General features: G+C 53.3%; 14 protein-coding genes. 7 read left to right on the top strand and 7 right to left on the bottom strand.

Annotated elements, in window-relative coordinates; translation table 11 throughout:
• The first annotated feature begins 57 nt into the window (after positions 1-57).
• Positions 58-681 (top strand): helix-turn-helix domain-containing protein, encoded by a 624-nt coding sequence (locus ABWV33_RS13255; protein WP_113821609.1) that lies wholly within the window; start codon positions 58-60, stop codon positions 679-681.
• 19 nt (positions 682-700) lie between these two features.
• Here the strand turns inward: ABWV33_RS13255 and ABWV33_RS13250 are convergent, their stop codons facing one another.
• Positions 701-925, bottom strand: a complete 225-nt coding sequence (locus ABWV33_RS13250) for a hypothetical protein (RefSeq protein WP_181824504.1) — start codon at positions 923-925, stop codon at positions 701-703.
• A 173-nt stretch (positions 926-1,098) separates the two neighbouring features.
• On the bottom strand, positions 1,099-2,913 hold the full coding sequence (locus ABWV33_RS13245) for an extracellular solute-binding protein (RefSeq protein WP_502930913.1): 1,815 nt from the start codon (positions 2,911-2,913) through the stop codon (positions 1,099-1,101).
• A 335-nt stretch (positions 2,914-3,248) separates the two neighbouring features.
• On the opposite strand from ABWV33_RS13245, the gene ABWV33_RS13240 reads away from it, so the two are divergent.
• Positions 3,249-4,022 (top strand): 3-hydroxybutyrate dehydrogenase, encoded by a 774-nt coding sequence (locus ABWV33_RS13240; RefSeq protein ID WP_121997259.1) that lies wholly within the window; start codon positions 3,249-3,251, stop codon positions 4,020-4,022.
• A gap of 83 nt (positions 4,023-4,105) precedes the next feature.
• On the top strand, positions 4,106-5,131 hold the full coding sequence (locus ABWV33_RS13235; protein WP_215193689.1) for a patatin-like phospholipase family protein: 1,026 nt from the start codon (positions 4,106-4,108) through the stop codon (positions 5,129-5,131).
• On the opposite strand, the gene ABWV33_RS13230 is transcribed toward ABWV33_RS13235, so the two are convergent.
• The 4 genes from ABWV33_RS13230 to ABWV33_RS13215 form a co-directional block, all read right to left on the bottom strand.
• Positions 5,132-5,809, bottom strand: coding sequence for a DUF502 domain-containing protein (locus tag ABWV33_RS13230; protein WP_113821605.1), 678 nt, complete (start codon positions 5,807-5,809; stop codon positions 5,132-5,134).
• A gap of 81 nt (positions 5,810-5,890) precedes the next feature.
• Positions 5,891-6,802, bottom strand: coding sequence for a pseudouridine-5'-phosphate glycosidase (locus tag ABWV33_RS13225; RefSeq protein WP_353331349.1), 912 nt, complete (start codon positions 6,800-6,802; stop codon positions 5,891-5,893).
• Positions 6,799-7,692 carry a PfkB family carbohydrate kinase gene (locus ABWV33_RS13220; protein WP_353331347.1) on the bottom strand — a complete coding sequence of 298 codons (894 nt, stop codon included), beginning with the start codon at positions 7,690-7,692 and terminating at the stop codon, positions 6,799-6,801. Before ABWV33_RS13220 ends, ABWV33_RS13225 begins: the two co-directional genes overlap by 4 nt.
• Before the next feature lie 52 nt (positions 7,693-7,744).
• Positions 7,745-8,542, bottom strand: coding sequence for a DUF4198 domain-containing protein (locus ABWV33_RS13215; protein ID WP_353331345.1), 798 nt, complete (start codon positions 8,540-8,542; stop codon positions 7,745-7,747).
• Between ABWV33_RS13215 and ABWV33_RS13210 the strand changes: the two genes are divergently transcribed.
• The gene (locus ABWV33_RS13210; protein ID WP_353331343.1) at positions 8,541-9,683 is read left to right on the top strand and encodes a HupE/UreJ family protein; all 1,143 of its coding nucleotides are present in this window, start codon (positions 8,541-8,543) and stop codon (positions 9,681-9,683) included. The genes ABWV33_RS13215 and ABWV33_RS13210 overlap by 2 nt on opposite strands.
• On the opposite strand, the gene ABWV33_RS13205 is transcribed toward ABWV33_RS13210, so the two are convergent.
• Positions 9,680-10,300 (bottom strand): thiamine phosphate synthase, encoded by a 621-nt coding sequence (locus ABWV33_RS13205; RefSeq protein ID WP_121997265.1) that lies wholly within the window; start codon positions 10,298-10,300, stop codon positions 9,680-9,682. The two genes, ABWV33_RS13210 and ABWV33_RS13205, sit on opposite strands and share 4 nt — an antisense overlap.
• A 161-nt stretch (positions 10,301-10,461) precedes the next feature.
• Between ABWV33_RS13205 and ABWV33_RS13200 the strand changes: the two genes are divergently transcribed.
• From ABWV33_RS13200 to ABWV33_RS13190, 3 genes are read left to right on the top strand one after another with little or no spacing between them, the layout of a single operon-like run.
• Positions 10,462-11,211 carry an RNA methyltransferase gene (locus ABWV33_RS13200; RefSeq protein ID WP_353331341.1) on the top strand — a complete coding sequence of 250 codons (750 nt, stop codon included), beginning with the start codon at positions 10,462-10,464 and terminating at the stop codon, positions 11,209-11,211.
• A 59-nt stretch (positions 11,212-11,270) separates the two neighbouring features.
• Positions 11,271-12,422, top strand: coding sequence for a heme A synthase (gene ctaA / locus ABWV33_RS13195; RefSeq protein ID WP_353331339.1), 1,152 nt, complete (start codon positions 11,271-11,273; stop codon positions 12,420-12,422).
• Complete coding sequence (locus tag ABWV33_RS13190; protein WP_353331337.1) at positions 12,419-13,888, top strand: carboxypeptidase M32; 1,470 nt, start codon at positions 12,419-12,421, stop codon at positions 13,886-13,888. Before ctaA ends, ABWV33_RS13190 begins: the two co-directional genes overlap by 4 nt.
• Positions 13,889-13,908: the final 20 nt, after the last annotated feature.

Below are 13,908 nucleotides of genomic sequence, written 5' to 3'. Positions count from 1 at the left end.
GCTATCGCGCCCGCGCGCGCGTTGCAAGCTGCCCTGCATCACCTTATAGAGTGCGCCATGACCAACCGTGATCCAAAATCGCTTATTCGCATTGCCCATGACACCGGTGCTGAAACCGCTGCCGAACCTTTGGATCTGGGCGCGCGCGTACGAGAACTTCGCAAAGCACGCGATTGGACACTCGAACAAGCCGCAACTCAGGCTGGTTTGGCGCGTTCAACGCTGAGCAAAATTGAAAATGGTCAAATGTCACCCACTTACGATGCTCTCAAAAAGTTGGCAGTGGGATTGCAGATTTCGGTTCCGCAATTGTTCACTCAGCCAGAGCGTGACCAAATCAACGGGCGCATGGCTGTTACAAAATTCGGTGAGGGCGCGGCCCATGCAACGGCCACGTATGAACATGAGCTTTTGGCGGACACGCTGACAAAAAAGCAGATGCTACCGTACCGGGCCCGTGTTCGGGCGCGATCGATGGAAGAGTTTGATGGTTGGGTTCGCCATGACGGCGAGGAGTTCCTGTATGTCCTAACGGGTGTCGTGCAGCTGTTTACCGAGTTTTACGAACCGATTGAAATGCGCCGGGGCGACAGTTGTTATTACGACAGCACCATGGGCCATAACGTGATCTCTGTCAGTGACGAAGACGCGCTTATACTCTGGGTTACATCACTGGCCTGAGGTTTCAAAGACTTCAGATTTAGGTGTCGAGCTCGCGGTTGAGCGACTCTACAAACAAGAAATCGGCAAACTCCTCGCGCGCTTCGTTGAGGGTGAGTTGGTGGGTGTCGGCCAAATAGGCCTCGAACCGGCTTTGGTCGAGTTTCAAGAACGGCATAGCCCCATCGTCCAGATGCGGAAACCGATCTTTCACACGTGGAAAAGAAGCAGCCCAATCAAGGGTCAGTTCAGTCCAATTCATCATTTTGAGCATTCCTCTATGAGTTTGTCGAAACGCTCCTCCCAAGTTGCAGCCTAAGAATGTAACAGTTGAGTAAGGATCTGGCAAAAGGTCGCACGAATTATAGGCGTTTTATTAACGCTTCACTCTCCTTTTGCGTGTGGTGCTTCTTGATGGTTCCAGTTTCTGGGGTGGGCTTACTTTTGGTGCCACCACAAATCAGGCATGTACTGAGGGCCATCCCCATAAATCGGGACCGTTTCTGGCTGTCTTAACTCCTTGATATGGGCAATGCGCCCGACATCGAAGCTCCAGATTGGGATCACATAGCGACCAGCAGTCAGAATTCGATCCAGTGCTCGCGTTGCAGCAACGAAATCTGCGCGCGTCTCCGAGGCCAACATGGCGTCAATCATCGCATCCGCTGCGGGTGACTCCATGCCCATCAAATTTCGTGTCCCGGGTGTGTTGGCAACTTCGCTTCCCCAATAAATCCGCTGCTCGTTCCCGGGCGAGAGCGAGAGAGCGCGTCGAAAGGGGGTCATCTGGAAATCAAGTTCTGTAACACGGCCTGCATACTGTGCATTGTCTACTTTGTCGGCGGTCATAGAAATGCCTAACCGTTCCAAAGCGCGCGCGTATATTTCGACAACGGTTTGCATGTCAGTGTCACCCTGTCGCAAGAGGACAGAGATTAAGAACGGCTCACCCGTATCGTTGCGCAATTGCCCGTCTTGTACAGCCCATCCGGCTTGGCCCAGTAATTTAGCTGCTTTGCGTAGGTTTTTGCGATTTCGTGCAGACCCGTCACTTAGCGGCAGTGCATAGCCCTCGAGTGTCCCGGGTAATAGGTCTGAGTTAAAGGGTGCCAACAGAGTCTGAGTTCGCCCAGTGGCTGCTCCGGCCTGCGCAGCCAAAGGAGACCCGGAAAAGTAGGATGAGATACGGGGCTGTACTCCACCGGTTACAGTGTCGTTGATGTATTCAAAATTGAACGCAAGCAACATCGCCTCGCGCACACGCCAATCGTCAAATGGTGCGTGTCTCGTATTCATAACGAGACCCGTCATGCCTGATGGTTTTTGATGCGGGATTTCAGTTTTGACGATATCCCCGCGCACAACAGCGGGAAAGCCATACTGACCATTCCATTTGTCCGCATTGAACTCGCGGATTGCCGATAGATCGCCAGCTTTGAAGGCTTCGAACAAAACGGTCCCATCACCAAAAAAATCGATGCGCATTTCATCGAAATTTTGCGTCCCTCGGCGAAACGGAATGTCCTTGCCCCAATAGTCTTTATTTCGGGCCAGTACTACATGGCGTCCTGCTTCGTAGTTCTGAATGACATAAGCGCCCGTACCGATTGGAATGTCAGCTAATGCACCTTGGTCGAACTCTATGCCAAGCCATTGATCCTTTTTCAGGATCGGACGCAGCCCGGCAATAAGCGCCAACTCACGGTCTGGTTCATTAAATGTAATCCGAACCGAACGGTCTCCAGTTGGTTCAATGGCAGAAATTTTGTTCCACAGTCCGCGATACCGCAGATGCCCTTTGGTCCCCAAAGTTTCGTATGACCAGATGACATCCTCAATCGTGACGACGCTCCCGTCCGAGAATCGGGCCTCAGGGCGTAGGGTAAATTCCACCCAGGAACGGTCGGGGGCGGTTTCAATCGATTCGGCTAACAGCCCGTACAAAGAGAAAGGTTCGTCCCAGGAACGGCCCATCAATCCTTCATATCCCCAAAACCGCAGTTGCCAAGGCACGGTTCCTTTTTGGATAAACGGGTTCAGACTGTCGAAGCCACCAGTGTTGCCAAAGACAATCCGCCCCCCCTTGGGTGCATTTGGGTTGGCATAGGGGAGAGACACAAAATCAGGTGGCAATGCGGGGTCACCATACATAGCTATGCCATGAACCGATTCTGCGGCTGCAAATTTCGCGGTAAAAAAGACGGCGATTCCCGTCGTCAGCGCCTGTTTGAGGCGGAAATTATCTGGTCGCACTTTGGCAACAATCCTGCTCTGGCCTTATTTTGTTGCGTTTTAGCCTAACGGGGGTTTCACGTCTTTTCAAACTTTTAGCTTGGAGGTGAGAGTAAAATTGCTTATAAAGGTTTCACTGCTCGATAGGTTTCTTGCCTGTATGAAACCTGCCTCAATAACTTTACGCCCGCTTCGCGCGGGCGTTTTTTTTTGCCCTTCAATTTTGATGGTGCAAGTGGTTTGTCATTTGTCTGTGGAAACAAGCAGGGTTTCGCCCGTGCGTATTTCCCCGTTCACTTTGCAAGTGCAGCATGTCAGGGTGCTGACGATTTCAGATCTGCAGAAGGGGAAGAGCCATGTCGCTCACTGGAAAAACGGCAATCATTACCGGATCAAACTCTGGGATTGGTTTGGGTGTCGCTTGGGAAATGGCACGCGCGGGTGCTGATGTTGTTCTGAATTCGTTCACTGACCGTGAAGAAGATCATGAGATTGCGGCCGCGATTGCGTCTGAAACGGGTGTGACTGCACGCTACATTCAAGCGGATATGTCCAAGGGGGATGACTGCCGGGCGTTGATCGACAAGGCCGGGTGTTGCGATATTTTGATTAATAACGCCGGCATTCAGCATGTTGCGCCGATTGACCAGTTCCCTGTCGAAAAATGGGATGCGATTATCGCCATTAACATGAACTCAGTATTCCACACTATGGCGGCTGCGTTGCCAATGATGCGCGAGGCCGGATGGGGACGTATTGTAAATATTGCGTCAGCGCACGGCTTGACCGCATCCCCGTTCAAGGCGGCCTATGTCGCTGCGAAGCATGGTGTTGTCGGAATGACCAAAACTGTAGCGCTGGAAACGGCCGAGCAACCGATCACCTGTAATGCGATCTGCCCAGGCTATGTTTTGACGCCGTTGGTCGAGGCACAGATCCCTGACACCATGGAAAAGTACAATATGGGCCGCGAAGAAGTGATCAAAAAGGTTATGTTGGAACGTCAGCCAAGCCGAGAATTTGCTACCGTTGAACAACTCGGTGGCACGGCAGTGTTTCTGTGTTCTGACGCAGCTGCCCAGATAACGGGTACAACTTTGTCTGTCGATGGCGGCTGGACGGCACTTTAAGCAAAAAGGCAATACGCCTCTCTTGGCCCCGCAGGGGCCAATTTCTGCCCGGGAGCTCTTGGGCAAGCTAAGGATCAAAGCCAGTGAAACAGATCAATTTGGCGCTACAGGGTGGCGGGGCACACGGGGCATTTACCTGGGGTGTTCTGGATCGTTTGCTGGATGAACCAGACGTTGAGGTTGCCGGGATTTCAGGTACCTCTGCTGGGGCTCTGAACGGGGCGGCCTTTAAGGCCGGCATGGTTAATGGGGGACGCGAGGGCGCCCGCGCAAATCTGGATGGTCTGTGGGGGCGCATGGGCGCTGTCGGGGACATGCGGGTTGCCAATTGGATGCGCGGATTGGAACCCGCACAAGTGGCGCAGGCCATCGAACATTCCTTTCCGTTTTCGTTTGCGGATGCCTATTCTCGCATGGTTTCGCCCTACGCCTATGGACCGTTTTACCGCAACCCACTGCGCCCTGTTGTGGATGCTTTTGATTTTGAGGGAGTCTGTTCCGACTCCGGGCCAGAACTCTTTATTTGTGCAACACGTGTTCGATCGGGAAAGATTCGTGTTTTCCAAGGGGATCAGATCACAACAGATACCATTCTTGCGTCGGCCTGTTTGCCAACCATTTTCCAAGCTGTTGAGATCGCAGACCCTGAGACGGGTGAAGTGGAGCCCTATTGGGATGGCGGATACACCGGGAACCCGGCTTTGTACCCGCTGTTTAACGCGGGCCTGCCGGATGATCTGGTCATTGTGAACATCAACCCGCTCGAGCGTTCAGAATTGCCCGTGACACCCCAGCAAATCCAGAACCGTGTCAACGAGATCAGTTTTAACTCATCTTTGTTGCGAGAACTCCGAGCCATCAATTTCGTATCGCGATTGCTTGAAGACGGGACCATCAAGGCGGGGACCATGAGTCGCGTGTTGGTCCATATGATTGCGGACGATGATTTGATGACGGATCTATCGGTGGCAACGAAACTGGTTCCCACTCCGATGGTGTTGGCGCGCCTAAAAGAAGCTGGGCGCGATGCGACGGACCGGTTCCTGCAAGATCACAAAGCGGACTTAGGGCAACGAGCGACTGTAGATCTGGCCGATATGTTTGGGTGACTATTCAGGCGGTTGTGTTGGATCTTTATCGTTTGGATAGACCAATCCAGCAGAAATCACTAATTTCGCCGCATCTTCGACGCTCATATCCAAAATGATGACGTCTTCGACCGGAAAATATAGCAAAAAACCCGAAGTAGGGTTTGGGGTTGTCGGGAGAAAGACGCTCATCAAACCGGTGCCAGTCTCGGCACGTTCAGCGATTTCCCCTTTGGCCATTGTTGAGACAAAACCAATCGCCCAAATGCCACGGCGCGGGTATTGGATCAAACAAGCTTTTTCAAAGCTACGTTCTGTCTGGGCAAACACAGTTTCCGAAATCTGTTTGATCCCAGAATAGATTGATCGAACAACCGGCATCCGATTGACCAAACCTTCAGCGAAATGGATCAGGGATCGCCCCAGAATTCCCTTGGCGATCCATCCGACCAAAACGGTGAAAATCAAGAAGATGATTACACCTACACCGCGTAAGTTGATACCGATGTATTCTTCGGGTTGGATCGTTTGCGGCACAAAGGGCAAGACAACCCCATCAATCCACCCAATGACGGTCCAGATCAGCCAAATCGTTACCCCGACAGGGGCAATGACGACAATACCTGTCAAAAACGATGATCGTATCCGGGCAAACAGACCGGGACCTCGGGTGGGTTCTTCGTCAAATGGGGTGTTCATCGGGTTTCCGCTTGTTGCAGAGCAAGAAGTAAGGATTCAGAACAAGGGCTGCAATGGATGGTCGCAGTCCAAGCGCCCGTTTCACGCAATTTTTTGCAAATCCTGTGCAATTTTTGCGCCAAGACGTGCATTATTCCGCACCAACGCAATGTTGGCGATTAGTGACCGACCCTCAGTGCGTTCAAAAATTCGCTGCAGCAAATAGGGCGTCACGCCTTTGCCTGAGATATTGTGGGTATCGGCATCTGCTTGAGCCTGCGCAATTATCGGGGCCAATTCGCTTGCTGGGATTTGATCTTGGATCGGGATGGGGTTTGCAACAAGTTGCCCACCGGGCAAGCCAAGTGCCCGGCGCATCGCATGGGATTTAGCAATGTCAGCACTGTCATCCATGCGCAACGGGGCATCGAGTTTCGATTGCGCGGACCAAAAGGCGGGAAATTGGTCTTGACCAAATGCGATCACTGGAACGCCAAGGGTCTCAAGAACTTCCAGCGTTTTATCCAAATCCAAAATGGCCTTAGCTCCGGCTGCAATGACGGTTACCGGTGTTTGAGCGAGTTCATGCAGGTCAGCGGATATGTCAAAGCTTGTTTCGGCGCCTTTGTGAACGCCTCCGATGCCGCCGGTTGCAAAAACGCTAATGCCTGCGTGATGGGCTGCGATCATTGTTGCCGCGACCGTGGTTGCACCGGTTCCGCCCGTGGCCATGCATGCAGCCATATCTGCGCGTGACAGCTTTGCGACGCCTTTGGCTTGCCCCAAACCGCTCAGTTGTTCAGGTTCCAAACCCACATGCAGCCGGCCTTCGATAACAGCGATGGTTGCAGGGGTAGCTCCTGCATCGCGGATGTCTTGTTCAACTTGGGCAGCAACCTCGATATTTTGCGGATAAGGCATGCCGTGAGTGATAATGGTGCTTTCGAGCGCCACAATGGCGCCTCCCGCTTCTTTTGCGGCCTTCACTTCGGTTGAAAATTGGAGGTCGATCACAGTGGGGTTTCTCCTGAAACATAAGTAGCCGCGGCCAGCAGGGCCCGGTTGAGGGCCGCGTCGCGGTTTTCCCCTGCGGCCTCGGCTGCAATGTGCGCTGCCATGAAAGTATCGCCAGCACCTGTCACACGGGTGACTAGGACTTCGGGCGGTGTTTGAGTGATAAGATCGGTTGCATCAGCCTCAGTCGCCGGATTGCCACCATCTGTTACCAAAACTCGATGCGCCCCACGGCTCAGAAGACCCTGTGCTGCGGCAGCGGACCCCTCGAACTCGGTTTGGCACAAGATATTGGCTTCGATAAGATTAACGTACAGGGTCCCGCGGGATTGCGCCAAAAACGGCATCAAGCGTTCCGCCTTGCCGGGCGAGGCAGGGGCGACCCTTAGATCTGCACGCGTAAATGTAGAGCTCAGAGCGATGTCTTGTAGAAGTTGCTGGGTGAGGTTGCCATCCAAAGCAACCAAACCCTGGAATGGAGCTTTTTCAGATCCAAGTGATCCATCTTGTAGCGACAGCAGAATCTTTGTTCCGGCGGCCTCCAAAGAATGCGCATCGGCGATCGCTGCGATCAGCCCGTTGGCCCCTTCGACCGCCATATAGCGGTCTGTTGGCAAATCTTCGGAGCGATAGATGTGATCCGTGATCATGCCAAGCTGGCGACAGGAATCAACAAGTTCATGTCCTTCTGGATCTTGACCAATCGCAGTCAGCAGTGTGGGGCTCATGCCAAATCGCACAAGTGTCATCGCAATGTTCATCGCGACCCCACCCGGTAGGCGGGTGATGCGTCCGGGAACGTCAGAGCCCTGTTGCATGTGGCTGGCTGATCGGCCGATCACATCCCATAATACAGAGCCAATACAGAGAATATCAGTGTCTTTGGTCATGAGGCAGTCATGACGCAGGATTTGAGGCGGCGCAAGAGCAGGTCGTTAACGCTCACGGAACAAGATACGTCATTGCTGCCCACAGGCTTTCCCAGACGGCTTGCTGCCCCTCAGGGGCTGGGCGCAAAATGACGGCATCCAAGAGGTATTCATGCCCTGAAATCACCGGGATTAACACCTGACCCAATTCATCTGTGCGGGTTAAGCTGATGGCAACCTGACCATTTGGCGCTCGCTCAAAAATCTCGACTTGCGCATCGGGTCTTGGGTTCCCTTGATACAAGAGCAGAACGGGCAATCCAGCGGCAACATCATCTAAGTATGGGTTGGACAATGCGACGAATTCGGTTTCCATTCCGGTTGGAGCATCTTGACCCCCGGCATGCCCAACGGAGATGAGGGCCTTGGTGTATCGGGTGTAGGTTTCAAAGAAATCTTTTTCTGGAAAGCCTCGAGCCCTTTGACGGGCACGAATATCAGGAAAATCCTTGTGCTTCGCAAAATCTGCAAATTTCTCCCAAGTTTTGTACTTCAGCGTGGCGGGGCGTGTTTGGTGTAGATAAACGGCCAACCCCTCATTGAGTACGATCGTTTGGATGGCCGGCACATCCCCCATTCTGCCTGTGTATGGGATGGTTTGGTCCCTTTGGATAAGCTCTGACCGGGCCGTCCGTGTTTGGAAAAAAGCCTGAGGTCTGCCCTCGAACTTTTCACCATTCATCAAATCCATCAACAGAGGTGCCCCGCTTTCGACTTGATAATTCTGGGGTTTGATCCAAAACTCATGGGAAAGTGCAGGCAAAGCCGAGGCCGTACAAATGGTTATGGCAAACAATAGACGAGGTATCATGGGGCGAACCTTTGATTGGACAGGGCTCAAGCTGCGTCTTGTAGCGATTATGTCAAGCCTGTGGGTTTTCACCGGGATGGCGACGGCCCACGAGGTTACGCCGACTATTGGCGATCTTAGGGTGACAGGTGGTTTGGTCCAACTCGAACTTCGACTGAACATCGAAGCCTTTTTGGCAGGGATAGACCTCGACGGTTTGGAAAACACCGATGAGGATGATCAATCTGCGCGTTATGATGAACTGCGGGCTTTGGGGTCTGCTGAGCTGAGTCCACGAGTGCGCGAATACGCGGTTGATTGGGCAGATCAGATCACCATAACTGCGGGCAACCCGCTAAGCTTGTCTTATGAGGGCGCGCGTATACCGGTTGTCGGGAACGTAGATCTGCCGCGCGCTTCGTTTCTCTTGCTTGAGGCGCCGCTACCTACCGGGGCACAAAGTCTTACTGTGACTTGGCCCAAAGGGGCAGGCGCCTTGGTTTTGCGACAACATGATGTCACCGATCCCTACACGGGGTATTTGCAAGGTGGGGAAACCAGCCCAAACATCCCGCTGGGTGGTGGCGCATCCCTTGGCGCGTGGGACAGTCTGGTATCCTATATTCCAGTTGGATTCACGCATATCATTCCCAAAGGCCTGGATCATATCCTGTTTGTTTTGGGACTATTTTTTCTGAGCGCGCGCTTACGGCCGTTAGTTTGGCAAATCACCGCCTTTACGCTGGCGCATACCGTCACGCTGGCGATGGGGGCGGCAGGTTGGATTTCGATTAATCCAGCCATAGTGGAGCCGCTCATAGCTGCATCAATCGTCTTTGTTGCGCTCGAAAATATCTTTGTGCGCAAGCTCCACCCCTGGCGGCCCGTGGTCATCTTTGGGTTTGGATTGCTGCATGGGCTCGGGTTTGCGAGCGTCTTAGGCGAGTTTGGACTGCCACAGGGGCAATTCCTGCCTGCTTTGATCGGCTTTAATGTTGGGGTTGAACTGGGGCAACTCGCGGTTATCGCTGTTGCATTCCTGACCGTAGGGATCTGGTTTCGCAATAAATATTGGTACCGCGGCAGGATTGCGATTCCCGCCTCGGTCGTGATTGCGATGATTGGTCTTTTTTGGTTCGTTGAACGGATCGGGGCGATTTAGGTCATTGCTGTGATAAGCGTTTTCAGGGTCGCCAAGGGATCTTCTGTAGACCAGATTTCCTCGCCCAAACCAAAGAAGTCCGTGCGCGGCGCTAGAGTGTTAATCAGGTCCGTTGTCAGACCACCTTCGGCCACGACGGGAACTTCGACGACATCAGACCACCACTGGAACAAGTCACTATCGGCAATAGATCCGTCGCCAAGGTTGGAAGTGCCCACTGGACCAAAGCTTACGTAATCTGCGCCTGCTTCACCGGCATTCAAACCTTCGTGGCTGGAATTGTTGCAGAAACTGCCAACAATGGCGTCTGAGCCCAGCTCTTTGCGAGCGTGGCGCACCGATTTAGACGCATCATTCAGGTGAACCCCATCTAGGCCCAACCGTTGCGCCAGCAAGACATGATCAGAAATGACCAATGCGATGTCACGGGCATGGGCAACTTCGCGCAAAGCATCTGCGGTTCGAGATATTTGGTCTTCGTCACTGCCGGCCATTGCCAACCGGAGACATGCCACGTCCGCGCCGTCCAACACACGGGCCAGCGTGTCGGGAAAGCTGGCCAGATCCAAACTGGGCGGTGTAATGAGGTAGATCTGTGGCTGCTCTGGGTTATCCATGGGACGGATCCTTGCGTTGACTTTCGGGCGGTGTAGCGGATTGGAGCTGGGATGAAAACTTTTTTGCCTCGGATTTTTGGATTTGATAGCCAAGACCGGGTCAGGGGATTGCTCAAAGCGCTTTGTCGGACTAGAGCAGGCAAGATTTTTCGGAGAAAACCATGCCCAGCGATACCCCACAGCCCGCGATTGTCCTTGTCCGCCCGCAGATGGGTGAGAATGTCGGCGCAGCTGCGCGGGCGATGTGGAACTTCGGGCTTGATCGTATGCGGATCGTGGCACCACGCGATGGTTGGCCCAATCCCAAAGCCGTAGCTATGTCATCTGGGGCAGGGCGCTTATTGGATGAGGCGCAGTTGTTTGACGATCTCGAAGGAGCGCTAGGGGATCGGACGTTTACCTTTGCTACCACGGCACGTCAGCGTGGTTTGACCAAGCCTGTGTTCAGCCCTGAACGGGCAATGCAGCTGGCAGCAGAGAAAATAGCAGGGGGTGAGAAGGTCGCGATCCTGTTTGGGCCCGAACGTGCTGGTTTGGAAAACGAAGATATTGCGAAAGCCAACGCCATCATTTCTGTTCCGGTGAACCCGCTTTATGCGTCGCTCAATCTGGGACAATGCGTGCTTTTGACATCTTACGAGTGGATGCGGCAATCGGCTCAGGTGACTCACGAGGCGACCGATTTGGGCAAAGGCGATTGGGCCACCGGCGTAGAAGTCGAAAAATTGGTGGAACATTACGAAGACCGTCTGGATCAAGCTGGCTTTTTCTATCCGCCAGAAAAGGCCGAAGGTATGAAGGTCAACTTGCGCAACCTTTGGAGCCGTATGCGTTTGACGCGCGCCGATGTGCAAATGATGCACGGTGTAATGCGTCAGATGGTCCGTTGGAAAGAACGCGGCGACGAGTGATGCTGGACCTTCTGGTCAGTGCGCCCTAGCTTGTTGTGAAATCAAGGAAAGAGGATGGAATGAGCGGCAAGCGCAGCATCTTTGAAGACGTATCAGAAACCAGCAAACTCGAGGCCGTACAACCTGGTATGATTGACCGCGGTCGCGGCGGTGCTCGCAGGGGTATCCGCGTTTGGCTGATGGCGCTATTTGTTCTGGTCATGGCAATGATTGTCGTTGGCGGCTTGACCCGTTTGACCGACAGCGGCTTGTCGATCACCGAATGGAAACCATTGACCGGCGCCGTCCCCCCAACCAGCGAAGTTGAGTGGCAGGCTGAGTTCGACAAATACAAACAAATCGATCAATGGGAGATTCAGAACCAATGGATGGAGCTTTCTGATTTCAAATCCATTTATTGGTGGGAGTGGGGTCATCGTCAACTTGGCCGCGCGATCGGCCTTGTTTGGGCGCTTGGATTCTTTGGATTTCTTATTGCACGCCAAATCCCTACGGGTTGGACCGGACGGTTATTCCTGCTGGGCCTTTTGGGGGGCGCGCAGGGCGGTATCGGCTGGTGGATGGTTGCATCTGGTGTCACACAGGGCGAGGGCATGGTTGCAGTTGCCAGCTATCGCTTGGCAACGCATCTTGGATTGGCCTTTGTCATTCTAGGTTTCATAGCCTGGTACTTCTACATGATGGGCCGCAGTGAGCGAGACCTAATGCAGGCTCGTCGTGCCAAAGAGGCTAAGCTTTTTGGACTGTCTACGGGGTTGCTGCATTTCGCCTTTTTGCAGATTCTATTGGGGGCGCTGGTCGCAGGGATCGATGCCGGGCGCGGATATACGGACTGGCCACTGATGGCTGGGCAGATGATCCCACCCGATCCATTCGTCTTGGAACCGATTTGGCGCAACTTCTTTGAAAATGCTGGATTGGTCCAGTTTGTGCATCGCTGTGCCGGGTATCTGTTGTTTGCCTTTGGCGTCGTGGTTTGGTTGCGTGGTCGAGCAAGTGCACATACGCAAACACAGTTTGCCTTTAATGCTGTGTTCTGTGCGTTGCTGTTACAGGTTGTATTGGGCATTGTGACTGTTCTGTATTCTGCACAGTGGCAAATTGCTATCACTCACCAGTTGATGGCCGTTATCCTGTGGGCGCTAATCTTACGCGCCCGTTTCCTGAGCCTGTATCCCATTGCAACATCTGTCCGAGGACACGCAGTATGACCGCATTTGATGAACTGATGGGCTTTGCCCGTGAAACTGCCGCGTTGGGCGAGATTTCAGGCCGGTTGGGCTGGGATCAGGAAACCATGATGCCCCGCGGGTCTGCCGCGCAACGCGGGCAGGAAATGTCTGCGATCGAGGCGGTTTTGCACGCCCGTCGCTCTGACCCACGTATCGGCGAGTTACTTGAAACAGCACAGGCATCAGACGAAGTTGGTGCGGCTCAATTGAGAGAAATTCGCCGCGCTTATGAGCGTGCGGGCAAAGTCCCCGCTGATCTGGCTAAAACACTTGCACGGGTCACGTCCGAGGCGCAGGGGAAATGGGCGCAAGCCAGAGCGGACGAAGATGTCGCTGCATTTTTACCCGTTTTGGAAGAGGTTGTCGCCCTAAAGCGCGAAGAAGGTGCGGCGCTTGCAAATGGCGGCACTCTGTACGATGCGATGATCGAAGATTACGAACCAAACACCACGGGTGACGAGATCGCTACGATCTTTGAGGCGATGCGCCCCCGTCTCGTGAATCTAAGATCTCGGGTTCTTGAAAAAGCAGCGCCCAAAGGGGTGACAGGCACCTTTGATGAATCCAAGCAGATGAAGCTGACGCGTAAGCTTGCGAAAACCTTCGGCTATGACATGAACCGTGGTCGGGTTGATAAGGCGGTTCATCCATTCAGCTCTGGCAGTGGTCAGGACGTGCGTATTACGACCCGAACAAACCCAACGGATCCATTCAATTGCTTTTATTCGACGATCCACGAGGTCGGGCATGGTTGTTACGAGCAAAACATTGACGACCAGTATTTGCTGACCCCATTGGGGCGCGGTGTGTCGATGGGTGTACATGAAAGCCAAAGCCGTATTTACGAGAACCAACTAGGGCGTGGGCGGGCCTTTACCGGGTGGCTCTTTGAAGAAATGTCTGAGGTTTTTGGAGATTTCGGCATCGCAGATGCAGATGGTTTTTATGCCGCCGTGAATAAGGTGAATAACGGCTACATACGAACCGAAGCTGACGAAGTTCAGTACAACCTCCATATCATGCTGCGCTTTGATCTTGAGCGGGCTTTGATGCAGGGCGACTTGCAAGTTTCAGAGTTGGAAGCCGCATGGAATGATCGGTTTGAAGCTGATTTTGGGTATGCGGTCGACAAACCATCAAACGGGTGTTTGCAAGACGTGCATTGGTCGGTTGGCCTGTTTGGGTATTTCCCAACCTATTCGTTGGGAAATGTGTACGCCGGTTGCTTGTTCGAAGCGCTCAAATCTTCAGTTCCGAATTTGGATGCTCAATTGTCCAAGGGCGAAACCAACGCTGCCACAAGTTGGTTAAGTGATAATTTACAACGCCATGGGGGGCTTTATGCACCACGTGAAGTTATCGAAAAAGCCAGCGGAATGGCTCCGTCAGAGTTGCCACTTTTGAATTATCTCGAAGCTAAGTTTTCTGAGATTTACGGGCTCTAATTTGACCTTATTGTCCTGAA

Source organism: Phaeobacter sp. NW0010-22 (assembly GCF_040365955.1).
Taxonomy (GTDB): domain Bacteria; phylum Pseudomonadota; class Alphaproteobacteria; order Rhodobacterales; family Rhodobacteraceae; genus OMPR01.
Note: the sequence above shows the minus strand (reverse complement) of the source record. Positions and strands in the feature narration are given on the sequence as shown.